The following is a 24,027-nucleotide window of genomic DNA, read 5'->3' as shown; positions in this document are numbered from 1 at the left end:
GGGCGACCACGAGCACATCGAGGTACGCCTCGTCACCCGCTGAGTTCGTCAGCGCCCGCTACCGCCACCAGGCAGATACGCCCGGTATCGCCACGCGAAGCACACCTCGTGTCAATCGATGCTGCCGCGCGGCACGACCCACTCGGTGGGCTGACCGGTGACTTCGGAGATCAGGTCGAAGTCGGCGTCGTAGTGCAGGATGGTGAGCTCTTCGATGTCCGCGATGGCGGCCAGCACGAGATCAGGGACGCTGACTCCGCGGTGACGCCCCCTGGCCACCAGGTCGCGCTGCAGTTCCCGGGCTCGTTCCTCGGCGCGTACGGGCATCGTCACGGGGATGAGCAGGTCGAGCAGGTCCTGGCGCGTCGCGGCGTAGTCCTGACTGGAGCGGGCCGAGTAGCCGACCTCGAGTTCGGCCACGAGAGCCACGCCAACCTGACCTGCCTGTAAGCGAGGAAGAACGGCGTCGGCGACCGCCGCGACATCGACTCTGGCGAGGACCGACTTGTCCACCAGCCAGGAGGCGGGCGTCAGCGCCACGCATCCGCCATCACGTCTTCGTCGAGCAGGTCACGCGACGCCACGGCGAAACGCTTCAGTGCCGCTCCGTCGACGCGTTGTCGTCGCTCGGCGGCCTGCACGCTGGCGCGGAGGGCGGAGTTGACGGTGTCCTTGATGGTGTTCGTGCCGAGGACGCGCCGTGCAGCCTCGAGGACCTCGTCATCCACGTCGATGAGTCGCTTCGTCATCCGCACTCCAGGATATACGGGATGGATGCAGTATATACCTCGGCTGGCCGCCAGGTCGTCCCATCCGAGCCGGCGTGTGGACAGGGTTCTCAGTCACTACGAGCCTGCCAGCACCGCGGCCATCCGCGGAGCCTTCCCCGGCAAGCGGCGTGGTCCTACTGCTCGACCCACATGACGTCCAGGACCCGCAGCCACTCGAGGACGTCCTCAGCGGTGTCGGCCCAGATGTCCCAACCCTCCGACGGCCCACGTGACGGGTGCTCGTGGTTGAGCCAGACGTGCCACCCCGCTCCGGACTGATCCCGCTCCACCTCGAGGTACATGCCCGCCGGCGCACCCCCGTCGTCCCGGCGCGTGCGACCAAGTCGTCCTTCGGGCACCTCAGCCATCCCGTACCCACCCCGCTGCCGTCGCGCCCCTCGGACCATTGATGCAGCGCCCGTCGCTGCACGTCCCTCGGGGCCGATCCCATCAACATCGGCTGCCGAGCTCAGCCGGTGGTGAAGCGGGCGGCGTGCTCCTGGCGGGCGCGTTCGGCCTCGTCGCAGTCGTCGCGCCGCAGGCACCCCCGGCACCACAGCCCCCCGCGCAGCCGCGGGGGCTCCGCCCCAGCACGGACGGCCGTCAGGCGGGCCGCCTGCCGGACCGCGTCCACGACCCTGCGCACCGTGGCGTCCAGCGTCGGCCCGTGCAGGTCCTCGATCTCGGGCCGCCCCTCGGCGACGTAGAAGGTGGCCCAGCGGAACGGCAGACGACCGGTCGCGAGCGCCGCCAGCAGCGCGTAGAAACGCACCTCGGCGCGGTCGTGGTCCGAACGTGGGACGCCGGTCTTGAAGTCGACGATCAGGGTGCGCGCACGGTCGTCGACCCGCCGACTGTCGACGAGGAGGTCGAGGGTCCCCTGGAGTCGGACCGTCCCGTCCGCCAGGGTCACGTCGAGCCGCTTCTCGGTCCGGACCTGCACGAGCTGGCGCGGCAGGTCGGGCCAGACCGTTCGGAACGTGCCGAGCAGGCCGCTCACCTCGGTCCGCAGCCGCTGCGCGGCCTCCTTGGGGCAGGCGTTGAGCCAGGCGCTGATCGATCGCGGGTCGCCCGGCGACCGGGCGGCGAGCTCGCGCCAGGCGTCCGCCACGACGGCGGCCTCGGGGACCTGTTCGAGACCGCCGTCGAGGTGACGTTCGATCGCCTTGTGGGCCAACGTCCCGCGGACGTTGGCCTCGGTGTGCTCGAAGGGCGCCGGATCGAGTGCCCACCCGTCGCAGGTCAACCGGTCGAGCCGCGTCTTGGTGACCAGCAGCTGCTGACGACCGGTCGACGTCGCCGCGGCGTGCAGCGCGTCCCCGAGGCCCGCGAGCTCGGCCTCCAGCTGGCCGCGGAGGGCCGCGACCTCGCCGGGGTCCACGATCGGCCGATCCTGCCCCCAGCCGAACAGCTCGGTGCGCAGCCGCTCCCGTGCGGCCGCTCCCCCGTCGCCGGGTCCGCCGGTCACGACGCGGCCAGCTGTCGGAGGTCATCGTCGGGGAGGTCGGCCGGGACGAACGCGCCCTGGACCTCGAGCACGGGGACCCCACCGATCCCGCGCTGGCGGGTGGCCAGCATCCGTCGCCGGAGCCCGACGCGTGCCGATCGGTCGGCGAGCCGTTCGGCCACGACCGCGCCGTCGAGCCCGGCGGCGACCGCGAGCTCGACCAGCACGCCGTCGTCCCCGAGGTCGTCGTCGCGCTCCCAGTACGCGGTCAGGGCCGCGAGCCGCCACGCAGCACCGCACCCTTGGTCCTCCGCGATGTCGGCCACCAGGTGGGCCCCGAGCGTCGGAGGTCGGCGTGACGGGCGACGCGCCGCGACCCCGAAGCTGTGCAACCGTCCGGACTCACGTTCGAGCTCCGCGAGCTGGTCGAGGGTGACCGGGATCGCGGCGTCGAGGCCGAGCACGTCGATGCCCTGGAACGCCACGGCCCCCCCGGCGTCGGCGATCCGCTGCAGCCGGAGGACGGCCACCGCAGCGGCCGGGGAGGTGACGTCGTGGTGGAGGATGATCACCCCGCGAGGGTAGGTGGCGACGGTGACGTGGCCGTGCGCGGCCCTCACCTGCCTGTGGAGGCCGGTCGTGCCGGGTCCGCCGCCCACGCCGACCACGACCCGGGGAACAGCCGACCGCGGATCCCGATGGTCTCCAGGGCGAGCAGGTCGAAGCAGGCGGTCACGCCGGACCCGCAGTAGGCCACGACCCCCTCGCTCGCCTCGAGGGCGCCGACCTGCTCCGCCTGAACGCGGATGGCCGCCGCGTCGCACAACCGGCCGTCGGCGCTCAGGAGCGTGCTCGTCGGCAGGTTCCGGGCCCCGGGTACGTGCCCGGGACGGGCATCGACCGGTTCGTGCTCACCGCGGAACCGCGGCCCCTCGCGGGCATCGAGCACGACGACCTCCCCGGATGTGGCCGCCACGGCCACGGCGTCGGCGTCGGCGAGGCGGGTCTCCGGCCAGGGCACCGGGGTCCGCACCGTCGCAGGCCGCGTGACCTCTCCCCGCTCCAGCGGGCCGGGCCACGCCGCCGGCCCACCGGACAGCACCGCGGCGTCGTGCCCGATCGCACGCAGCAGCCAGACGAGGCGGGCCGCGACGACCCCGCCGAGCACGTCGTAGGCCACGACCCGGTCACCATCCCCGATCCCGCGCGCGCCGAGGGCCTGCGCGAACCGCTCCGGCGACGGCAGGGGGTGGCGCCCGTCGCGGACCGTCGCCGGCCCCGAGAGGTCGGTCTCCAGGTCGACGTACACCGCGCCGGGCAGGTGGCCGGCCACGTAGGTGTGGTGCCCCTCGGAGCCGTCGAGCGCCCACCTGACGTCGGCGACCACCGGGGGCCGTGCGGCACGCAGCTCCGCAACCAGCGCCGTCACGGTCACGAACGGCGGGGTCAAGCTCGTCCTCCGGGTCGGTCAGGGTCGTTTAGGTTCGCAGCCCGACCGGAACAGAGGAAGCCCGCACGTGGACCGTGACGCGACCGCCCGACAGGTTCGACTCCTCGGCGACGTCCTCGGACAGACGATCGCCGAGATCGAGGGCGACGACCAACGCGCTGTGGTCGAACGGGTGCGGGCGCTGTCCAAGGCCCAGCGTGGCGGCGACGAGGGAGCCGGCCGGGAGCTGACCGAGCTGGTGGCCGCGATGCCCACCGGGCAGGCACGCATCGTGGCGACCGCGTTCGCGGCGTGGTTCCGGCTGGTCAACCTGGCCGAGGACCAGGGCCTCGTCCGCCAGTTGGCGCAGGATCGACGTCGAGGCGCCGAGAGCGACCGGCCGTTCCCCGAGACGCTGCGCGCCGCCGTCGAACGTTTCGCCGAGCGTGGACTCGATGCGGAGGCGGCGGCCGCGGCGCTGCAGCAGCTCGCCGTCCGGCCGGTGCTGACCGCGCACCCGACCGAGGCCAAGCGGCGCACGACGCTGACCAAGCTCGGACGGGTCGCCGAGGCGCTCCGCCGGCTCGACGACCCGACCATCACCCCGGAGGACCACGACGCCGCCGAGGACTACCTCGCCGAGGAGGTCGCCTCGCTCTGGCTCACCGACGAGACGCGGGTGCGCCCCCCGACCGTGATCGACGAGGTGCGCAACGGCCTGTACTGGATCGACGCGGTGCTCTTCGACCTCGTTCCCCGCCTGTACCGCGAGCTCGACGAGGCGTACCGCGCGGTCTACCCCGACGCGGCCCCGCTCGAGCCCGGCCGGTTCCTCCGTCTCGGCTCGTGGATCGGTGGTGACCGCGACGGCAACCCGAACGTGACGCCCGAGGTGACCGAGGCGACCTGGCGCGAGCACCAGCAGATGGCGATCCGGCTGCTGCGCCGCTCGATCGACCGCTTGCACGCCCACCTGTCGGTCAGCGAGCGTCGTGGGACCTCGCCCGAGCTCGCCGCCCGCCTCGCCGAGCTGCAGGACGCCCACCCCGACGCCGCCACCCAGATCGCCGGCCGCTACCCCCAGCAGCCGCACCGCCAGTTCCTCGCGCTGGTCTACCAGAGCCTGCTGGCCACCGAACGGCACGCCGGCCGCACCTGGCGCGCCGACCGCCGGCGGCTCCCCGAGCGCTACACCACCTCGGCCGAGCTCGTCGCCGACCTCACCGTGCTGCGGGCGTCCCTGCGCTCGGTGGGCGCTCGCGCCATCGCGGACGGACGGATCGCCGACCTCGAGGTCCAGGCGCGGGTCTTCGGGTTCCACCTCGTCTCGCTCGACCTGCGGCAGCACGCCGGCAAGCACCGGGCGGCGTTCACCACGCTGTACCGCCACTACGGCGAGATCGACGACTACGCCGCCCTCCCCGAGGAGGAGAAGGTCGCCGTCCTCGAGCGTGAGCTCGCCTCGCCGCGACCCCTGACGCCGGCCATCATCGACCTCGACGACGAGAGTGCGGCGACCTTCAGCCTCTTCCGGCTGCTGCGACGCGCGCACGAGCGCCTCGGCCCCGACGCGTGCGATGCGTACGTGATCTCCATGACCGAGCACGTGTCCGACGTGCTCGCCGTCCTCGCCATGGCGCGTGACGCGGACGTCGACGCGTCGCTCGACGTCGTCCCGCTGTTCGAGACCGTGGACGACCTTCACCGCGCCCCCGAGGTCATGACCGCGCTGTTCACCCTGCCGGTCTACCGCGACCACCTCGCCCGCCGAGGTGACCACCAGCAGGTGATGATCGGGTACTCCGACTCCAACAAGGACGGCGGCTACCTCACCGCCACCTGGCAGCTGCAGCGCGCCCAGCGGGCGCTGGCCGCTGTCGCCGATGAGCACGGCATCACCCTCACGCTGTTCCACGGCCGCGGTGGCTCCATCGGCCGCGGTGGCGGGCCCGCCAACGCCGCCATCCGGGCGCAGCCGGCCGAGTCCGTCCGTGGGCGGCTCAAGCTCACCGAGCAGGGCGAGGTCATCGCGGCTCGGTACCGCGACCCCGAGCTCGCCCACCGCCACCTCGAGCAGCTGCTGCACGCCACGATGGTGACCCTGCTGCCCGACCGCGCGCCCACGACGACCGCTCGCGTGGACGAGGTCCTGGACGCCTGCTCGGAGCTCGCCCGAGCCGCGTACCGCGACCTCGTGCACGACACCCCCGAGCTGGTGGCCTACCTGCACGAGGCGACCCCGCTCGACGCGGTCGCCGAGCTCAAGCTCGCGTCCCGGCCCGCGCGCCGGTCGGCCGGGGCGGGCATCGGTGACCTACGTGCCATCCCGTGGGTGTTCGGCTGGACCCAGTGCCGGGTCCACCTCCCCGCCTGGTACGGGGTCGGGTCGGCGTTCACGACCTGGACGGAGGACGACGACACCCGGTGGGCCGAGCTCGCTGAGCTCCACGCCTCGTCGCCGTTGCTGCAGGTGACCCTCGCCAACGTCGCCATGGCGCTGGCGAAGGCCGACCTGACCATCGCAGCCGACTACGCCTCGCTGGCCCGCCCGGAGGTCCGCGACGTCGTCCTCCCGCAGCTGCGTGCCGAGCACGACCGGACGGTCACCGCGATCACGCGCGTCACCGGTGCAGCCCCGGGCGAGGGCGATCACGACCTGCGCGAGGTCCTGCGCCTGCGGGACCCCTACCTCGACCCGCTGCACGCCCTGCAGGTCCGGCTGCTCAGCCGGCTGCGCGACGAGGACGACGGTGACGTGGCCGCCGACGTACGGGATGCCGTGCTGATCGCCACCAACGGCATCGCGGCGGGCCTGCGCAACACCGGTTGAGCTGCGCCGACCGGCCCGGGCGGTCCGAGCGCGAAGGTCCCGAAGCCTCGGGACCTCCTCCTCGGGTACCGGGTCGCGCCGTGGAGCACGGTTGTGTCCTGACCAGCGACCCCAAGGAGGACCAACGATGAGCCGATCGGTGCGATCGTTCCTCCCCCTCGACGTCGACCCGGACGCGGCCGTCGCTGCGTTCCGTGGTGACCCTCAGGTGTGGCTGCCCGACGCGCGCCACATCGGACCCGAGCGGTACGTGATCGACGTCGGACCGGCGGCGTGGACCCGCCCCGTGACCGTGACCCTCGGCGGCCCCTGGCAGGTCGGTCGGACCTGGTGGCGCACGTGCTGCTGGGAGCCCACCATCCCCGATGGCGACACCACGGTCTCCCGACTGCTGCCACGACTCGACGCCGAGCTCGGGCTGGCCCTGCGGCCCGCCGGCCGCGCGACCCTGGTCCTCGACGGCCGTTACGACCCTCCCGGGGGCCGGTTCGGGGACGCCATCGACGCCGTCGCGCTCACCCGCGTCGCCAGCGCCACGGTGGAGCGCCTCCTCCGCGAGATCACCCAGAGGCTGCGTGCCGCGCCCGTCGCCGTCAGAAGCTGACCCTTCCCCGCGCCCGACGGGCGAGCGGGACGGTCACAATGGCACCCACCATCGCACCTCGGTGCCCCGACCCTCCAGCCCGTCGCCGATGTCGAGGCCACCGCCGCAGCTGCGCGCCCGGTCACGGATGTTGCCGAGGCCGAACCCGCCGTCGCGCCCCTCGACCCCACCGACGCCGTCATCGCGCACGAGCAGTTCGAGCCTGCTCGCGCTGGCGGCGAGGTGGACCTCCACGCGCTCGGCATCGGCGTGCCTGGCGACGTTGGTCAACGCCTCACGCACCACCGGGACGAGGTGCTCGGCCACCGCTGCCGACACGACGGTGTCGATCGGTCCCTCGAAGCGCACCCGTGGGGTGTTCTTCAGCATCGAGGCGATCTCGTCCGCGACGCGCAGGATGTCACCACGGACGCTGGCCACCTCGGGTGGCGCCTGGAGCGCGAAGATGGTCGAGCGGATCTCCTTGACCGTCGCATCGACGTCATCGACGGCGCGGGCGAGGCGCTCGGCGACCTCAGGGCGGTCCTCGACACGACGCGCCAGGGCCTGCAGCCCGAGGCCCGTGGCGAACAGGCGCTGGATGACGGTGTCGTGCAGGTCGCGTCCGATGCGTTCGCGGTCCTCGATCCGCTCGAGACGGCGGAGGTCCGACGACACGCGGCCGTGGGCGAGCGCGAGGCTCGCCTGGGCGGCGAAGAGCGCGAGCTGAGCGGCATCGCTCGCCACGATCGGCTGCGGGCTGCCGACGCCGAGCGCCGCCACGACCTCGTCGCGCTCGCGGAGCGGGACCCACGACACGCAGCCCGGGAAGAGCACCGACTCCTCGACCGTGACAGCCACCCCTTCGGCCAGCACCTCGGCGACCGGGGTCTCGGCGGGGACGGGTCCGATCGGGGGCCCATCGCCGACCGAGGCGATGACCTGCGCGGAACCACCCGCAGCCGCCACGATGGCGGCGCCGGTGCCGCCGATGAGCGTCCGCGCCGCTTCGCTGACGCGCTCGTGGGCGCGATCCGGTGCATCCCCCGACAGCACCGAGGTGGTGACCTCCATCACGGCGCTGCGCCACGCGTCGCGGCGGTGGAGATCACCGACGAGCCGGGCGTTGGCGATGGCGGCGCCCGCGACGGCGGCGAGCCCGACGACCAGCTGCTCGTCGTCGGCCGTGAACCCCCTGCCACCGACCTTCTCGGTGAGGTAGAGGTTGCCGAAGACCTCGTCACGCACCCGGATGGGCGCCCCGAGGAACGAGTTCATCGGCGGGTGGTTCCGGGGGAAACCGAACGATGCAGGGTGGTCCTTGAGGTCGTCCAGACGCAGCGGCTCGGGATGGGCGATCAGGACCCCGAGGATGCCGCGCCCCTCCGGCAGCCTGCCGATGCGCTCGATCGCGGCGTCGTCGATCCCCGTGGTCACGAACTCGGACAAGCCCTGCCCGTCGTCCGCCAGCACGCCGAGCGCCCCGTACCGGGCCTCGACCATCGCGCAGGCGGACTCGATCACCCGCGCGAGGACGCTCTCGAGCTGGAGGTCACCCGTCACCGCGAGCACGGCGTCCAGCAGCCTCGCTACCCGTTCCTCGCGCACCCTCGACCTCTCCACGCTCGCGACAGTCTAGCCTCGCGCTACCCCACTCCCCCGGAGCCCCTCGTGAGCGACACCGCACCGGAGAGCAGCTCGGCCGTCCGCGTCTTCCTCGTCGACGACCACGAGGTCGTGCGACGCGGCCTCGCGGAACTGCTCGGCTCCGACGATGCCATCGAGGTCGTCGGCGAGGCCGGGACCGCTGGCATGGCGCTCGCCGGCATCGCCAAGGCGCGACCCGACGTCGCCGTGCTCGACGTCCGGCTGCCGGACGGCAACGGGGTCGAGGTCTGCCGTGAGGTCCGCGCCCGCGACCCCCAGGTCGCCTGTCTGATGCTGACCTCCTTCGGCGACGACGAGGCCCTCTTCGACGCGATCATGGCCGGTGCCGCCGGCTACCTGCTCAAGGACGTCCGTGGCCAGGACCTGGTCGACGCCGTCAAGCGGGTCGCGTCCGGCGAGTCGCTGCTGGACCCGTCCCTGACCGGCCGGGTCCTCGACCGGCTCCGTCGCGGCGACGAGGAGGACCCACGTCTGGCCTCCCTGTCCGACCAGGAGCGGCGGATCCTGGAGCACATCGCCGAAGGCATGACCAACCGCCAGATCGCCGAGCAGATGCACCTCGCCGAGAAGACGGTGAAGAACTACGTGTCCAACCTGCTCGCCAAGCTCGGGATGCAGCGCCGGACCGAGGCTGCCGTGTTCTACACCCAGATCGAGCGCGGCGAGCGCGGCGAGCGCGGCGAGCGCTGACCGACGGGCGGAGGGCCCTGACCCGTGGGGTCACAGGTCCCACGGATGGGGGCCGGGCCGCCCTCGCCGCCAGCCCCGCCATCGTCGACCTTCTCCTCGACGGCCGGTGACGCACCGGTGAACCCGGGCGACCTCGCCCGACTCGATGAGGAGACGGACACGTGGACGAACTCGCGGAAGCGCGCACGATGGGATCGATCGCGACGGCGGTGCTGGCCGCGGTCGCGCTGGTGCTCTCGGCCGGCGCACTGATCACGTCGGTCGCGCGCGACAGTGGAGGGCCGGCGACCGTCGCGCCCGCGGAGGCCGTGGCGCCGACCAGCGTCGCCGTCGAGCTCAGCGAGTTCGCCATCGCCCCGGCCGACATCACCATCCCTGCCGGCGGCACCCTCGAGGTGGTCAACGTGGGCAACATCCCCCACGACCTCGCGGTGGTCGACGAGGGGATCGGGACCGCCATGCTGAACAACGGCGAGTCCGAGAGCCTGAGCCTCGCCGGCCTCGCACCCGGCACCTACACCGTGCACTGCACCGTCGCGGGTCACGAGGCCGGCGGCATGAAGGCCACCCTCACGATCACCGAGGGCGATGCGGGCACGGTGGCCGCAGCCCCGATGAGCGACCACAGCGGTCACGGCAGCCACGGTCCCGACACCGACTGGGCCGCCTACGACCAGGTCATGCACGACAGCATCGCCGAGTACCCGGCCGCCACCGAGGGCATCGGCAACCAGCTGCTGGAGCCCACCATCCTCGAGGACGGCACCAAGCGCTTCGAGCTGACCGCCCAGATCGTCGAGTGGGAGGTCGAGCCGGGCAACTTCGTCGAGGCCTGGACCTACAACGGCACCGTCCCGGGTCCGGTCATCCGCGCCGACATCGGCGACAAGGTCGAGGTCGTGGTGCACAACGAGCTGCCGCTCGGTACCGACGTCCACTGGCACGGGGTGAAGATCGACAACGAGTTCGACGGCGTGGCTCCCCTCACCCAGGAGCTGATCGCCCCGAACGAGAGCTTCACCTACCGCTTCACCGCCACCGAGTCGTACGTGTCGATGTACCACCCCCACCACCACTCGCAGTTCAAGATCCCCAACGGCATGTGGGGTGCGGTCCTGATCGGCGACGTCCCGCTGCCCGAGGCCGGCTCCGTCATCGGTGGCCGGACGCTGCCCGACGACATGACCATCAGCCAGGAGTTCCCGATGGTCATGAACGACGCCGGGACGATCGGCATGAGCCTCAACGGCAAGTCCTTCCCGGCGACCGCACCCATCGTCGCCAAGAAGGGCGACAACATCCTGATGCACTACTACAACGAGGGCCTGCAGATCCACCCGATGCACCTGCACGGCTTCCCGCAGCTGGTGGTCGCCAAGGACGGGTTCCCGCTCGACCAGCCCTACTGGGCGGACACGGTCAACGTGGCCCCGGGTGAGCGCTACACCGTGATGTTCACGGCCGAGGAGGTCGGCGCCTGGGTGTTCCACTGCCACATCCTGACCCACGCCGAGACCGACGACGGCATGTACGGCATGGTCACCGCCGTCATCGTCGAGGAGTGAGCCGCGGCGGGGTGCACGCCGCCTCGCCACCGGATCGTCCGATCGGCCCCGCCGTACTCGGTGGGGCCGATCGGCGTGTCCGGCGTAGGTGGTCGGACCGCCGGACCTAGGTGTTGCCCACCGACGATGCCCGGAGCGTCGCGAGCGACGGTGTCCTCACCGCGTCACCGTCCCGGCGACGCTCCACCGAGAGGACCATCCGATGAGCACCGCCACCGAACCCGTCGCCCGCAACGGCGTCGACGTCCCCACGCTGTTCGCCACCCTCGATGTCGTCAAGGGGGCACCCGAGGCGGCGAAGTTCCAGTTCCGCGCCACCAACCGGTGGGTGAGCGGGACCCACAGCCAGACCACCATCTCCGGGTTCTACGGAGCGGGTGAGGAACGCCAGCACGTCAAGACCTTCGTCCACGACGCCGACCACCCCGAGGTCCTCGTCGGGGGCGACCACGGCACCGTCCCGGTCGAGTACCTCCTCGTCGGGTTGACCTCCTGCCTGACGGCGGGCATCGGCAACATCGCCTCCGCACGCGGTGTCGACCTCTACTCGGTCGAGTCCACCATCGAGGGCGACATCGACCTCAACGGGATCTTCGGCTTCGACCCCGGGACCCGCAACGGCTACCAGCAGGTGCGGGTGCACTTCGACATCCAGGGGGACGCACCCGCCGCGGTCCTCGAGGAGATCGTGGAGCAGTCGCGCCAGCGCTCCGCGGTCTACGACGTGATGACCAACGGCATCCCCGTCACCGTCGACGTGAGCGCCGGCTGACCGACCCTGAAGCCCGACGCCCCGGCGGTCATCCGCCGCGGCGTCGTGCCGATCAGGGATCAGCCGAGCATGCCGAGCTCCCGCCCCAGTTCGGCCGCCTCGTGGCGGCTGCTGGTACCGAGTTTCTGCAGGACCGCTGACACGTGGTGATCGACGGTGCGGTTGGAGAGGACCAGCCGCTCGGCGATCTCGGGGTTCGTCAGCCCGTCAGCGACCAGGTGCAGCACCTCGAGCTGGCGGCTCGTGAGGCCGGCCGGGTTGCTCAGGGTCGCGGCCCGGGGCCCACGGGGGATGTGCGTCAACCCGAGGTCGCGCAGCTGCCGTCGGACGATCCGCGCCGCCCGCCCGGCACCGAGACGGTCCAGGATCGCGAGCGCGTCCAGCAGGTCCTCGGGGCGGCGTGACCGCGCCAGCTCGAGCGCCTCCTCGTAGGGCATCCCGAGGCGTCGCCACTCGAGGACCGCTCCCTCGGTGTCACCGGACAGCGATCGGCGTTCCGGATCGAGGATGGCACCCGTCGGGTCGGCCTGCTCCCCGACCAGCGGCAGGCGCCACCGGACCCAGGCCGACAACAAGGTGTCGCCAGCGGCGGCGAGGCTCACATCGATGAAGCGTCGCGCCGCGTCGTGGTCCTCCTCCAGCCACGCCTGCTCGATGCCGGCGCAGGCGACCGGGACGATGTACTGCGCGGACCCCGAGTCGACGGCGATGCCCCACGCTCGCTCCAGCAGCTGCTCCGCGTCCTCGCGTCCGCGGCGGACGGCGAGCAGCGCGAGTGATTCCAACGCGATGGCGCCCAGTACCCCGGCGTGCCCCACGGCCGCCACCTGAGAACGCAACGCCTCCTCCGCCTCGTCCCAGCGACCACGGTAGAGCGCGAGGCGTGCGCGCTGCCCCACCGTGTTGAAGCGGTGGGCGCGGAAATCGTGGTCGTCGTAGAACGAGATCGCCTGCTCGGCGACCTCGTCCATCTCGTCGAAGCGGCGGACGGTCAACAGCAGCTCGACGAGGTTGGTGTAGGCCCGCGCCACCGGCTCGAGCAGGCCGACGTCGAGGCCGCGACGGAGGGCGGCACGCATCGCGCCCACGCCGCCCTGAACGTCACCACGCAGGACCTTCGAGGCGCCGACGTACTGGCCGGCGTGGACGAGCAGGTCCGGGCGGCCGACCCGTTCGAGCAGCTCCCGATCGTGCCGCGCGCGGTCGAGGACCGCGTCGTGACGGTCGGTCAGGTGGTCGAGCGACATGCGCTGGACCGCGACCTCGGCCGTCGTCTCCTCACGCGTGCAGCTCGCGAGCAGCGCTTCCGCCTCGTCCAGGGTGCGCGCGGCGTCCAGGGGGTGGTTGAGCATGTAGCGCATGCGCGCGAGGACCAGCAGTGCAGCGACGAGGTCGTCCTCGTCTCCGAGTTGGCGCCGGACCGTGACGGCCTCGTCGGCGGCCACGGCCGCGGAGGCGAAGTCGTGCAGGTTGTACAGCGACCAGGCGTGCTCCTCGAGCAGCTGGGCGTGCTCGGTCGGCGGCAACGCTGCGGCGTAGCGCAGGACCTGTCGTTGGTGCCCGACAGCCTGACGCTGGGCGCCAGCACGGAAGGCTTCGTTCGCGATCGCCGGGCCGTGCGCCACGATCAGATCGCTGCGCCCGGCCTCCAGCGCGTGGTGGAGGATCGCCAGCCGGTCGTGAGGTGTCTCGAGGAGGTGGTCGAGCACGGTCCCGTGGTGGCGCACCCGGGTCGTGGCCGGCAGCGAGCCGAGCACGGCCTGCCGGGCGAGCTCGTGACGGAAGCCGATCGCGGCGTCCTGGACCGTCAGCAGCCCGCGCCGCTCCGCGGGCGCGACGACCGTCGGGTCGCCCAAAAGGCCACGGAGCTCGCTCAACGGCGTGGGGCGGGGCACGACCGCCAGCAGCCCGAGCGCCTCGCGGGTCGCCTCGGGCAGCGTGCGGACGCGGGCCAGCACCGCGCCCGCCACGCTGTCCGGGACGCCGGTCCCACCGCTGTCCGACCCATCGGTGCCGCCGAGGAGCACCTCGGTCACGAAGAAGGGGTTGCCCCCCGTGTTCGCCAGCACCTCGGCCGGGTCCAACCTCGTGTCGGCGGTCAGGGTGGCGACGGCACCCCGTGACAACGGGTGGAGGCGGACGCGACGGACGCTCCCGCTCGGCAGGACGCCGATGACCCCCGTGAGCGGGTGATCGACGCCCACGTCGTCCTCGCGGTAGGTGAGCACCAGCAGGGCCGGCAGGCGTTCGAGACGGCGGCCCACGTACCGGACGACATCCAGTGTCGCCTCGTCGGCCCAGTGCACGTCCTCGAGCACGAGGATCGTGGCCCGCAACGGGTTGTCGAACAGCGTCAGCAGGGCGTCGCACACGCCGCCGGTGTCGGCCTCGGCCACGGCCGCGGCCAGCGGGCCCGGGACGCGGCGAGCGATGTCGTGGAACGGACCGAGCGTACGGCTGGTCAGCAGGTCGTCGCAGCCACCGACGAGGACGGCGACCTCACCTCCCAGGTCGGCGGTCCAAGCCCGGACGAGGCTGGACTTGCCGATGCCCGCCTCACCGGCCACGAGCACGACAGCACCGCGGCCCCCGATCGCGTCGCGGGTCGCGCCGCGCAGGAGCTCGAGCTGCGCAGCTCGCTCCAGAAGCTCGTCGGACACGGCAGCCTCGCGGTTCGATCGGTCGCGGTGAGCATGCCCGCAGCCGGCGGCCGAGGCGAGCGTTCGAGGATCGCGGTGCCCTGACGCCCTGCAGGAGGGCCGATGTCCGGCGATGTAGGCTGGGGGGCGTACGACACCCGGGGAGCTCGAGGCAGTCGGGCTGAGAGGGTGACCACCGGCAACGCGCGTGCCCCCGGGCCGCGGACGTCGGCGTCACCGACCCGTGGAACCTGAGCTGGATAACGCCAGCGGAGGGAGGTGCTCGCGTGACCCCGCCGTCCCCGCCGTCGCCGCGGACACCGGCCGATGCCATCGTGCTCGCCGACGGCGACCCGGTCGACGCGGCGACCGTCGGGCAGCTACCGACCCGAGCCGTCGTCATCGCGGCCGACGGTGGGCTGCGCCTGGCCGGCCCGCTCGGGCTGCGCACCGACCTCGTGGTCGGCGACTTCGACTCGGTCGATCCGGACCTGCTGGCTGCCGCGGAGGCGGACGGCACGGTCGTCGAGCGTCACCCGGTCGCCAAGGACCGCACCGACCTCGCGCTCGCCCTGGACGCCGCCGTCGGCGCGGGCGTGCAGCGCATCACCGTCGTCGGCGGCGCCGGCGGACGCGCCGACCACCTGCTGGCCAACTGGCTCCTGCTCGCCGCCGACGACTACGCCGGTTGCCAGGTGCGTTCGTGGTCCGCGGCCGCGCGCACCGACGTGCTCCGGCCGGGACGCACCGCCGAGCTGGCCGGCCCCGTCGGGGCGCTCATCAGCCTGCTCCCCGCGCACGGGCCGGCGCGCGAGGTCCGCACCTCGGGTCTGGTCTTCCCCCTCGACGGCGAGGACCTGCCGCCCGGGACCTCCCGCGGCGTCAGCAACCGGTTCGCCGCACCACACGCCACCGTCACCCTGGCCGCGGGCGTCCTGCTCGCGGTCCGCCCCCTCACCCACACGGAGCTCCCGTCGTGACCCCGTACCGCACGCACCACCGCACCGATCACCGCCTGCGCCCCCGCGCGAGGCGTGTCGTCAGCCTCCTGGCGACCGTCAGCCTCCTCGCCGCCTGTGGGGTGGACCCCGACGAGGACGCCCCGGCCGACGACCCACCCGTGGTCGAGGACGGGGAGGTCGACGCCGACGATCCGGAGGCGACCGCCGAGCCGGTCACGATCCGGCTGCTGACCCACGATTCGTTCGACGTGTCCGACGAGGTCCTCGCTGGCTTCACCGAGGACACCGGCATCGACGTCGAGCTGGTGCCTTCGGGCGACGCCGGCGAGGCCCTCAACCAGGCGATCCTCACCCGGGACAACCCCCAGGGCGACCTGCTCTTCGGCGTCGACACCACGTTCCTGTCGCGCGCGCTCGACGAGGACATCTTCCTGCCGTACGCCTCCCCGGAGCTCGACCGTGTCCCGGCCGAGTTCCTGCCCGGCGACGACCGGGTCACCCCGGTCGACGCCGGCGACGTCTGCCTCAACTACGACGTGGCCTACTTCGAGGAGGACACCGACCTCGACGTCCCCGCGTCCCTCGACGACCTCATCGACCCGGCGTACGCGGGCCTCACCGTCGCGATGAACCCGGCGACCTCCTCCCCCGGCCTCGCGTTCGTGCTGGCGACCGTCCAGGAGTACGGCGACGAGGGGTGGTTGCCGTACTGGGAGGCACTCCGCGACAACGACGTCCTGATCACCGATGGCTGGTCCACCGCCTACTACGACGAGTTCTCGGGCAGCGGTCAGGGTGGTGACCGGCCGATCGTGGTGTCGTACGCGTCCTCGCCGGCCGCCGAGGTCGTCTTCGCCGACCCGCCGACCGACACCCCACCGACGGGTGTGGTCCAGGCCTCCTGCGTCCGCCAGATCGAGTACGTCGGGATCCTGCAGGGCACCGAGCACGAGGCCGAGGCCCGCCAGCTGGTCGACTTCATGCTCAGCCGCGAGTTCCAGGAGGACGTGCCGCTGACCATGTTCGTCTACCCGGTCGTCGAGGACGCGCAGCTGCCGGACGTCTTCGCCGAGCACGCCCAGCTCGCCGAGGAGCCGTACGCGGTCGATCCGCTGACCATCGGCGGTGAGCGCGAGACGTGGATCGAGGAGTGGACCGACACGGTCCTGCGTTGATGGGTGAGCAGCGCCTGTCGCGTCGCCGGCAGCTGCTGCTGCTGGCGCTGCCGGCGCTGTTCCTCACCGCGTTCTTCGTCCGACCGGTCAGCGCGATCGTCCTGCGCGGGTTGGCGCCGGAGGGCAGCTTCGACCTCGCGGCCGTGGCGGGGGTCCTCACCGACCCCGCCGTCGGCCGGGTCGCCTGGTTCACCCTCTGGCAGGCCGCCGCCTCGACCGCGTTGACCCTGGTGCTCGGGCTGCCCGGCGCCTACGCGCTGTCGCGGATGGCGTTCCGAGGGCGACGGACGGTGTCGGCCCTCGTGCTGGTCCCGTTCGTGCTGCCGACGGTGGTCGTCGGCAGCGCCTTCCTGGCGCTGCTCGGGCCGCGGTCGCCGTTGAACGGGATGATGACGGCGGTGCTGGGCGACGCCGCGCCGACGCTCGATCTGCGCCGCACGGTGGTCGCCATCCTGATCGCCCACGCCTTCTTCAACTACGCCGTTGTGGTCCGCACCGTCGGTGGCGCCTGGGCCAACCTCGACCCCCGCCTCGAGGACGCGGCACGCAGCCTCGGGGCCTCGCGGCTGCGTGCCGTCCGTGAGGTCGCGCTCCCCCTGCTCCGGCCAGCCATCGCGGCCTCGGCCGCGATCGTGTTCCTGTTCACCTTCACCTCGTTCGGGGTCATCCTCCTGCTCGGCGGGCCCGGCCTCGCCACCATCGAGGTCGAGATCCACCGTGCCACGGTCCAGCTGCTGAACCTGCCGCTGGCCAGCGTGCTCGCCCTCCTCCAACTCGCTGCCGTCACCGCCGCGCTGGTGGTCTACGGGCGCCTGCAACGCCGCCCGATCGCCCGCACGCCCCGGCCGTCCGAGGAGGTGCTCCGACGGCCCGCCAGCCGCGGTGAACGCTGGTTCCTGCGGGGCAACCTCGCGGTCATCGCCGTGCTGCTGGTGACGCCGCCGGCCGTGCTGATCGAGCGGGCGTTCGCGGTCGGGGACGGCTACGGGCTCGGCCACTTCACCGGGCTCGCGACCCAGACCCGGGGCACGGTCCTGGCCGTCGCCCCGCTCACGGCGGTCCGCAACTCGTTGCTGTTCGCGGTGGCGGCGGCGCTCATCGCGGTGGCCGTCGGCACCTGCACCGCCATCGCCGTGACGGGCCGACGGGGCCGGCTGACCCGGCTCGTGGACCGGGGGCTGATGCTCCCGCTCGGGACGTCGGCGGTCACCGTCGGGTTCGGCTTCCTGATCAGTCTGGATCGGCCGCCCCTCGACCTGCGCGGCAGCCCGCTCCTGGTGCCGATCGCGCAGGCGCTGATCGCCACGCCCTTCGTGGTGCGCAGCCTGGTGCCCGCCATCGAGGCGATCGACGGGCGGCTCCGGGACGCCGCCGCGACCCTGGGCGCGCCACCTCGACGCATCTGGCGCGAGATCGACCTGCCGATCGTGGCCCGCACCGCCCTGGTCGCCACCGGTTTCGCGTTCGCCATCGCGGTCGGCGAGTTCGGCGCGACCGTCTTCGTCGCCCGGGCCGAGATGCCGACCGTCCCGGTCGCGATCTTCCGCGCCCTCGGCCGTCCGGGTGCGGCCAACTTCGGACAGGCGATGGCCCTGTCGACCATCCTCCTCGCGGTGACCGCCACCGCCCTGCTGATCATCGACCGCGTCCGGGTCGGCGAGGTCGGACGCTTCTGATGCTGGCGATCGAGGGCCTGACCGTCCGCTACGGCGACACCGTCGCCGTGGACGACGTGACGTTGCACACGGCACCGGGTGAGGTGCTCGTCGTCCTCGGTCCGTCCGGCTGCGGCAAGTCGACGTTGCTGCGGGCCGTCGCCGGCCTCGAGCCCCCGACGTCCGGGACCATCCGGCTCGACGGGCAGGACCTCGACGGCCGACGTCCCGACCAACGCGAGATCGGCCTGGCCTTCCAGGACCACGCGCTCTTCCCGCACCGCTCGGTCGCCGACAACGTCGCGTTCGGACCCCGCATGCGCGGGTGGTCGTCCGAGGAGGTCCGACGCCGGGTCGAGGAGGTGCTCGCGACGGTCGACCTCGCAGGGTTCGGCGAGCGCCGCGTCACCGAACTGTCGGGAGGCGAGGCCCAACGCGTGGCGCTCGCGCGGGCCCTCGCGCCCCGGCCCCGGCTGCTGATGCTCGACGAACCGCTCGGCTCGCTGGACCGGGCCCTGCGCGACCGGCTGCTGGTCGAACTGCCCCGCGTGTTCGCCGAGTCCGGGGCGACGGTCGTCCACGTCACCCACGATCAGGACGAGGCGCTGACGCTGGCCGATCGCGTGGCGGTCCTCCGGCGCGGTCGGCTGGTGCAGATCGGCACCCCTGACGAGCTCTGGCGAGCACCCGCCGACGCGGGCGTCGCCCGCTTCCTCGGTCAACACCAGCTCCTCCCCGGCGTGGCCGAGGACGGCCAGGTCACCACCTCGCTCGGTGTCCTGCCCGCCGCGACCCCGCACCGCGGCGAGGTGACCGTGCTCCTGCTGCCCGGTGCGCTCGAGCTCGCCCCCGACGGCCCGATCCGAGGTGAGGTCGTGGCTCGCCGGTTCGCCGGCGACCACCACGTCGTCCACGTGGCCACGACACCCGGCCTCGAGGTCACGGTCCCCGTCCGCGGCACCAGAGGCCCCAGGGTGGGCGACCAGGTGCGGCTCGAGATCGATCCGCTCGAGCTGCACGTCCTGCCGGGCCGAGCCTGATCCGCCGTCCGAGCGGGCGGGGCGAGCCACGCTCGGTGGCCCTGCGACCTCGTACGTTCGACGGTCCCCGATCACCGAGCTGCTGTGACCGACGCCGACCAGACCGGTCCCCCGCAGCCGACCCGGCTGTGGACGATCGGCCGGACGGCGTGGGCGCTGCTCGGGATCGCCGCGGTGGTCCTCGCCCTCGGGTACGTGGCCTCCGCCATCGCGATCGTGCTCATCCCCACGGTGCTCGCGCTGTTCCCCGCGACGTTGCTCGCACCGATCGCGGACCGGTTGTGCCGCCGAGGTGTCTCCCCGGGACTGTCGGCCCTGCTGACCCTGCTGCTCGGTCTCGTCGTCTTCTTCGGGGTGCTGGCGGGAGCCATCGCCCTCGTGATCGCCCAGCTGCCCGAGCTGCTGGAGTCCGCGGCCGAAGGCGTCGGCCAGATCGAGGGGTTCCTGGAGGACGATCCGCTCGGTATCGGCGTGGAGGGGTTCGCCGACGTGGCCGACCTCGTCCAGGAACAGCTCGGGGAAGCGGGCGACCTCGCGCCGCAGGCCGCGACCGCAGCGGTGTTCGCCGTCGAGTTCGTCGTCGGCCTGCTGCTGATGTTCGTCGTGCTGTTCTTCTACCTCAAGGACGGTCGGCGCCTGCGCGACGCCATCGTGACCACGTTCCCCCGGGCACGGCGGCCGGTGGTCGGCGAGGCCCTGGACCGGTCGTGGGACACGCTGTCCGGCTACCTACGCGGGCAGCTGCTGGTGGCGGCCGTCGACGCGTTCTTCATCGGCGTCGGCCTCGTGATCCTCGGGGTCCCGCTGGCCCTGCCCCTCGCCATCCTGGTGCTGTTCGGGGGGCTGTTCCCCATCGTCGGTGCCGTCGTGACCGGCGCGCTGGCCGTGCTCGTCGCCCTCGCCGACGGCGGGCTGACCACGGGGCTGATCGTCGCCGGGATCGTCCTGGCGGTCCAGCAGCTCGAGAGCAACGTGCTCGAGCCCTACATCCTCGGCAGGAGCATCCGGCTGCACCCGCTGGTGGTGCTGACCAGCATCGCGGCCGCCGCGTCCGTCTTCGGCATCCTCGGCGCGTTCCTCGCCGTCCCGGCCGCGGCCATCACGGCGCGGGTCGTCGACCTGCTCCGGGACCGCGACGAGGCCACAGCGGACGCGGGGGCGGGCTAGATCGGGCGCTGGCGGCTCGCCCTCAGTAGATCGGGATCGAGTCGTCGACCTGGCGGGCGTACAGGTCGATGCCGCCGCGCATCGAGCGGGCGCGGAACCCGGCCCCACGCAGCAGCTGGGTCGACTCGAGCGACCGGACCCCGCCCTTGCAGTGCACGACGTACTCGCTGGTGGGATCGAGCTCGGCCAGCTTCGACGGCAGGTCGTCCTTCGGGATCAGGATCGCGCCCGGGATGCGGTTGATCTCGAACTCGTGGGGCTCACGCACGTCGAGCAGCACCACGTCCGGCTTCTCGGCGATCTCGGCGTACTCGGTCGGCAGGATCTCGAGGTCGGCGAGGTCGAGCACGTCGGTGGCCTCGCCCCGGTCGTGGGCCGGCATGCCGCAGAAGTCCTCGTAGTCGATCAGCTCGGTGATGGTCGGCTCGGAGCCGCACACCGGGCACGCCGGATCCTTGTTGACCTTCACGTAGGTCCAGCGCTGCTCGAGCGCGTCGTACAGCCCGAGGCGTCCGACCATCGGCTCGCCGATGCCGGCGATCAGCTTGATGGCCTCGATGCCCTGCGCGGTCCCGATGTGGCCGGCCATGATCCCGAGGACGCCGCCCTCGGCGCAGTTGGGGACCATCCCCGGCGGCGGCGGTTCGGGGAACATGCAGCGGTAGCAGGGACCCTGCGCGCCCCAGAAGACGCTCAGCTGGCCCTCGAAGCGGAAGATCGACCCGTACACGTTCGGGATGCCGAGGAGCACGCAGGCGTCGTTGACCAGGTAGCGGGTCGGGAAGTTGTCGGTCCCGTCGATCACCAGGTCGTAGCCGCGCAGGACCTCCAGCGCGTTCTCGGAGGTCAGGTAGGTGCGGTGCTCGACCACCTCGACGAAGGGGTTGATCTCGAGGATCGAACGGCGCGCGGAGTCGACCTTGTGGCTGCCGATGTCGGAGGTGCCGTGGATGATCTGGCGCTGCAGGTTGGAGGCGTCCACCACGTCGTCGTCGACCAGGCCGATGGTGCCGACGCCGGCCGCGGCGAGGTAGAGCGCCAACGGCGAACCGAGGCCGCCGGTGCCCACGAGCAGCACCTTGGCGGCCTTGAGCCGCTCCTGACCCGGCATCCCGACGTCCGGGATGATCAGGTGACGGCTGTAGCGCGCGATCTCGTCGTGGGTCAGCGGCGCGCGCCGATCGACGACGGGTGGCAGGGGCGGGACCACGAGGGCTCCTGGGGCGTGGGGGCGACGGACGCATCCGGGCGTCGAAGTGTCCAACGCGGCTTCAGGGCCGCGGCTTCCAAGGTCGGGTTTACCGTGCGAACCCCCTGTTCGCTGCGCGCGCAGCTCGTCCGTGCATCCTCCGCGGCTGACGGGCCCGACCCAACCGAGGGCTGCGACGCCGGCCGGGACGGCCCTTCGCGCAGATGCAGTCACGGTGACTGCAACCGAGCGGTGTCCGCTGGGCGCGCTGGAGGTGTTCGGCGGGTTCGATCCGGCCGTCCACGCCGACGAGGCCGAACAGCGGTGGTGCGACACCGACGCACCGGGCCGACGCCCGACCGTGCCAACCCCACGCGCGTCACGGCTCCGGCTCGAGGGCTTGACATCAAGTGAGCTTCAACTTCTACGTTCCTGGTGTTCCGCCGCGGCCACCGCCGGCACCCCGGACCGATGAGTCCAGGTGGCGCGGACCGTCACAAGCCTCGACGGCGGACCACTCTCCCCACAGGAGCTCCCGATGCAGTCACCCAGCGCCCCACCGCGAACCTCCCCCACACCGACACCCACCACGACCGAGCTGGCCGTCGAGACGGCGGGCCTCGTGCGCACCTTCGGTGACGTCCGGGCGGTCGACGGGGTCGACCTCACCATCCCCGCCGGCGGCGTGTACGGCTTCCTCGGCCCCAACGGTGCCGGGAAGACCACGACCCTGCGCATGCTGGCCACGCTCCTCGCCCCGACCGCCGGCGAGGCCCGCATCTTCGGAGCCGACGTCCGACGTGACGGCACCGAGGTCCGCCGCCGCGTGAGCCTGACGGGTCAGTTCGCCTCGGTGGACGAGGACCTGACCGGCCTGGAGAACCTCGTGCTCGTCGCCAGGCTGCTCGGCTTCCGACGTGACGCCGCGACCGACCGCGCCCGACAGCTCCTCGACGCCTTCGATCTGGCCGACGCGGCCGGCCGGCAGGTCAAGAAGTACTCCGGGGGCATGCGGCGGCGCCTCGACATCGCCGCTTCGATCGTGGTCACCCCCGACCTGCTCTTCCTCGACGAGCCCACGACCGGCCTCGACCCGCGCAGCCGCGGGCAGGTCTGGGACATCGTGCGGGCGCTGGTCACCGGCGGCACGACCGTGCTGCTGACCACCCAGTACCTCGACGAAGCGGACAAGCTCGCCGACCGGATCGCGGTCATCGACCACGGCCGCGTGATCGCCGAGGGCACCAGCGGCGATCTCAAGGCGTCCGTCGGCGGTGGGGCCCTGCACGTCAGGCTCCGCGACGCGGACCAGCGGCCGGCCGCCGAGGGGCTCCTGGCCGACGCGCTCGGCGTGCCGGTGCAGCGTGAGGCCGACCCGGTCGCCCTCGCCGCGCGGGTCACCGACCCGAGCCGGGTCGCCCACGCGCTGACCCGACTGGCGGACGCGGGCGTGGCCACCACCGAGTTCGCGCTCGGTCAGCCGAGCCTCGACGAGGTGTTCCTCGCGCTGACCGGCCGACCCGCCGAACCGACCACCGAGACGGAGGACGCCCGATGACGACCGCCGCGGCCCACACCACCACCGACCGACAGGCGGCCAGCGACCTCGAGCGCATCGTGGCTGCCACCCTGCCGATCAGCGAGCGGCCGGCCGAGCCGTCGCGCCTGGCGACCTCGCTGACCTTCACGTGGCGGGCGCTGCTGAAGATCAAGCACGTCCCCGAGCAGCTCATGGACGTGACCGTCTTCCCGGTCATGATGCTGCTGATGTTCACCTACCTGTTCGGCGGCGCCGTCGCGGGTTCCACCGCCGACTACATGCAGGACGTGCTGCCCGGCATCGTGGTCATGCAGATCACCTGGATCAGCATGTACACCGGCCACACCCTCAACACCGACCTGCACAAGGGCGTCCACGACCGCTTCCGATCGCTGCCGATCTGGCGGCCGGCGACCCTCGTCGGACCGTTGCTCGCCGACGCGGTGCGCTACGCGCTGGCGACGGCGGTCATCCTGGGCCTCGGGCTGATCCTCGGGTTCCGGGCCGGCGCCGGGGTGCCGGGTGTGTTCGGGGCGCTGGCGCTGCTGCTGGTGTTCTCCTTCAGCCTGTCGTGGCTGTGGACCCTGGTGGGCATCGTGATGCGCTCCGAGAACGCGGTCTTCACGACGGGCAACATGGTGATGTTCCCCCTGACCTTCCTCAGCAACGTGTTCGTCCCCGTCGAGAGCCTGCCGGGCTGGCTGCAGGGCTTCGTGAAGGTCAACCCGATCTCGATCCTGACGACGGCCGTCCGCAACCTGATGCACGGCCAGCCGGCCGGCGGCGACGTCGCGCTGGTGCTGGCCATCAGCGCCGGGCTGGTCGCCGTGTTCGGACCGCTGACCATGCGGGCCTACCGCCGGGAGGCCTGAACGTCCGTCGCGAGCGGCGGGGGTGCCTGCACCG

The 24,027-nt window shown here is 72.5% G+C and carries 21 protein-coding genes; 12 read left to right on the top strand and 9 right to left on the bottom strand.

What is annotated here, in order from left to right; translation table 11 throughout:
• Positions 1–111 precede the first annotated feature (111 nt).
• The 6 genes from NITAL_RS16260 to NITAL_RS16240 all read right to left on the bottom strand — a co-directional run bounded on the left by NITAL_RS16260 (position 112) and on the right by NITAL_RS16240 (position 3,667).
• A complete protein-coding gene (locus tag NITAL_RS16260; RefSeq protein ID WP_157041888.1) occupies positions 112–540 on the bottom strand; it encodes a PIN domain-containing protein in 429 nt (142 codons plus the stop codon).
• On the bottom strand, positions 531–749 hold the full coding sequence (locus NITAL_RS16255) for a type II toxin-antitoxin system VapB family antitoxin (protein ID WP_052667274.1): 219 nt from the start codon (positions 747–749) through the stop codon (positions 531–533). The genes NITAL_RS16260 and NITAL_RS16255 overlap by 10 nt, the downstream gene beginning before the upstream one ends.
• Before the next feature lie 155 nt (positions 750–904).
• Positions 905–1,138, bottom strand: coding sequence for a hypothetical protein (locus NITAL_RS27400; protein WP_157041887.1), 234 nt, complete (start codon positions 1,136–1,138; stop codon positions 905–907).
• A 101-nt stretch (positions 1,139–1,239) separates the two neighbouring features.
• Positions 1,240–2,238, bottom strand: coding sequence for a PD-(D/E)XK nuclease family protein (locus NITAL_RS16250; protein ID WP_052667273.1), 999 nt, complete (start codon positions 2,236–2,238; stop codon positions 1,240–1,242).
• Positions 2,235–2,789: a DsbA family protein gene (locus NITAL_RS16245; protein ID WP_211262458.1), complete on the bottom strand. Its 555-nt coding sequence runs from the start codon at positions 2,787–2,789 to the stop codon at positions 2,235–2,237. The genes NITAL_RS16250 and NITAL_RS16245 overlap by 4 nt, the downstream gene beginning before the upstream one ends.
• A 44-nt stretch (positions 2,790–2,833) precedes the next feature.
• Positions 2,834–3,667 (bottom strand): sulfurtransferase, encoded by an 834-nt coding sequence (locus NITAL_RS16240; protein WP_052667271.1) that lies wholly within the window; start codon positions 3,665–3,667, stop codon positions 2,834–2,836.
• Between the two features lie 67 nt (positions 3,668–3,734).
• Here NITAL_RS16240 and ppc point away from each other — a divergent pair, with 67 nt between their 5' ends.
• Entirely contained in the window at positions 3,735–6,476 is a 2,742-nt protein-coding gene (ppc, locus tag NITAL_RS16235; RefSeq protein ID WP_052667270.1) for a phosphoenolpyruvate carboxylase, read from the top strand.
• 127 nt (positions 6,477–6,603) lie between these two features.
• Positions 6,604–7,080 (top strand): hypothetical protein, encoded by a 477-nt coding sequence (locus NITAL_RS16230; RefSeq protein ID WP_052667269.1) that lies wholly within the window; start codon positions 6,604–6,606, stop codon positions 7,078–7,080.
• A 33-nt stretch (positions 7,081–7,113) separates the two neighbouring features.
• On the opposite strand, the gene NITAL_RS16225 is transcribed toward NITAL_RS16230, so the two are convergent.
• Positions 7,114–8,667, bottom strand: coding sequence for a GAF domain-containing sensor histidine kinase (locus tag NITAL_RS16225; RefSeq protein WP_169786867.1), 1,554 nt, complete (start codon positions 8,665–8,667; stop codon positions 7,114–7,116).
• 63 nt (positions 8,668–8,730) lie between these two features.
• Here NITAL_RS16225 and NITAL_RS16220 point away from each other — a divergent pair, with 63 nt between their 5' ends.
• The 3 genes from NITAL_RS16220 (at position 8,731) to NITAL_RS16210 (ending at position 11,754) form a co-directional block, all read left to right on the top strand.
• Entirely contained in the window at positions 8,731–9,417 is a 687-nt protein-coding gene (locus NITAL_RS16220) for a response regulator (RefSeq protein ID WP_052667267.1), read from the top strand.
• Positions 9,418–9,578: 161 nt separating this feature from the next.
• Complete coding sequence (locus NITAL_RS16215; protein WP_052667266.1) at positions 9,579–10,982, top strand: multicopper oxidase domain-containing protein; 1,404 nt, start codon at positions 9,579–9,581, stop codon at positions 10,980–10,982.
• A gap of 202 nt (positions 10,983–11,184) precedes the next feature.
• Positions 11,185–11,754 (top strand): OsmC family protein, encoded by a 570-nt coding sequence (locus tag NITAL_RS16210; RefSeq protein ID WP_052667265.1) that lies wholly within the window; start codon positions 11,185–11,187, stop codon positions 11,752–11,754.
• Positions 11,755–11,813: 59 nt separating this feature from the next.
• Here NITAL_RS16210 and NITAL_RS27395 read toward each other — a convergent pair whose 3' ends face one another.
• Entirely contained in the window at positions 11,814–14,414 is a 2,601-nt protein-coding gene (locus tag NITAL_RS27395; RefSeq protein WP_052667264.1) for an ATP-binding protein, read from the bottom strand.
• A gap of 266 nt (positions 14,415–14,680) precedes the next feature.
• On the opposite strand from NITAL_RS27395, the gene NITAL_RS16200 reads away from it, so the two are divergent.
• The 5 genes from NITAL_RS16200 (at position 14,681) to NITAL_RS16180 (ending at position 20,392) form a co-directional block, all read left to right on the top strand.
• The gene (locus tag NITAL_RS16200; RefSeq protein ID WP_052667263.1) at positions 14,681–15,373 is read left to right on the top strand and encodes a thiamine diphosphokinase; all 693 of its coding nucleotides are present in this window, start codon (positions 14,681–14,683) and stop codon (positions 15,371–15,373) included.
• Positions 15,370–16,530: a thiamine ABC transporter substrate-binding protein gene (locus NITAL_RS16195; protein ID WP_052667262.1), complete on the top strand. Its 1,161-nt coding sequence runs from the start codon at positions 15,370–15,372 to the stop codon at positions 16,528–16,530. Before NITAL_RS16200 ends, NITAL_RS16195 begins: the two co-directional genes overlap by 4 nt.
• A complete protein-coding gene (locus tag NITAL_RS16190) occupies positions 16,530–18,206 on the top strand; it encodes an ABC transporter permease (protein WP_211262457.1) in 1,677 nt (558 codons plus the stop codon). The genes NITAL_RS16195 and NITAL_RS16190 overlap by 1 nt, the downstream gene beginning before the upstream one ends.
• A complete protein-coding gene (locus tag NITAL_RS16185) occupies positions 18,206–19,225 on the top strand; it encodes an ABC transporter ATP-binding protein (RefSeq protein WP_052667261.1) in 1,020 nt (339 codons plus the stop codon). Before NITAL_RS16190 ends, NITAL_RS16185 begins: the two co-directional genes overlap by 1 nt.
• Before the next feature lie 84 nt (positions 19,226–19,309).
• Entirely contained in the window at positions 19,310–20,392 is a 1,083-nt protein-coding gene (locus tag NITAL_RS16180; protein WP_052667260.1) for an AI-2E family transporter, read from the top strand.
• 22 nt (positions 20,393–20,414) lie between these two features.
• Here NITAL_RS16180 and moeB read toward each other — a convergent pair whose 3' ends face one another.
• A complete protein-coding gene (moeB, locus tag NITAL_RS16175; protein WP_169786866.1) occupies positions 20,415–21,602 on the bottom strand; it encodes a molybdopterin-synthase adenylyltransferase MoeB in 1,188 nt (395 codons plus the stop codon).
• Positions 21,603–22,119: 517 nt separating this feature from the next.
• Here moeB and NITAL_RS16170 point away from each other — a divergent pair.
• A complete protein-coding gene (locus NITAL_RS16170; RefSeq protein WP_052667259.1) occupies positions 22,120–23,139 on the top strand; it encodes an ATP-binding cassette domain-containing protein in 1,020 nt (339 codons plus the stop codon).
• Positions 23,136–23,993: an ABC transporter permease gene (locus NITAL_RS16165; protein ID WP_052667258.1), complete on the top strand. Its 858-nt coding sequence runs from the start codon at positions 23,136–23,138 to the stop codon at positions 23,991–23,993. Before NITAL_RS16170 ends, NITAL_RS16165 begins: the two co-directional genes overlap by 4 nt.
• Positions 23,994–24,027 lie beyond the last annotated feature (34 nt).

The organism is Nitriliruptor alkaliphilus DSM 45188, assembly GCF_000969705.1.
Classification (GTDB): Bacteria; Actinomycetota; Nitriliruptoria; order Nitriliruptorales; family Nitriliruptoraceae; genus Nitriliruptor; species Nitriliruptor alkaliphilus.
This window is presented reverse-complemented; position numbering and strand designations above follow the sequence as displayed.

Bases quoted from the DNA above. Each gene is read 5' to 3' on its own strand.
- NITAL_RS16255 (WP_052667274.1), bottom strand. From the start codon at position 749: ATGACGAAGCGACTCATCGACGTGGATGACGAGGTCCTCGAGGCTGCA.
- NITAL_RS27400 (WP_157041887.1), bottom strand. From the start codon at position 1,138: ATGGCTGAGGTGCCCGAAGGACGACTTGGTCGCACGCGCCGGGACGAC.
- NITAL_RS16230 (WP_052667269.1), top strand. From the start codon at position 6,604: ATGAGCCGATCGGTGCGATCGTTCCTCCCCCTCGACGTCGACCCGGAC.
- NITAL_RS16210 (WP_052667265.1), top strand. From the start codon at position 11,185: ATGAGCACCGCCACCGAACCCGTCGCCCGCAACGGCGTCGACGTCCCC.
- NITAL_RS16190 (WP_211262457.1), top strand. From the start codon at position 16,530: ATGGGTGAGCAGCGCCTGTCGCGTCGCCGGCAGCTGCTGCTGCTGGCG.
- NITAL_RS16185 (WP_052667261.1), top strand. From the start codon at position 18,206: ATGCTGGCGATCGAGGGCCTGACCGTCCGCTACGGCGACACCGTCGCC.
- NITAL_RS16170 (WP_052667259.1), top strand. From the start codon at position 22,120: ATGCAGTCACCCAGCGCCCCACCGCGAACCTCCCCCACACCGACACCC.
- NITAL_RS16165 (WP_052667258.1), top strand. From the start codon at position 23,136: ATGACGACCGCCGCGGCCCACACCACCACCGACCGACAGGCGGCCAGC.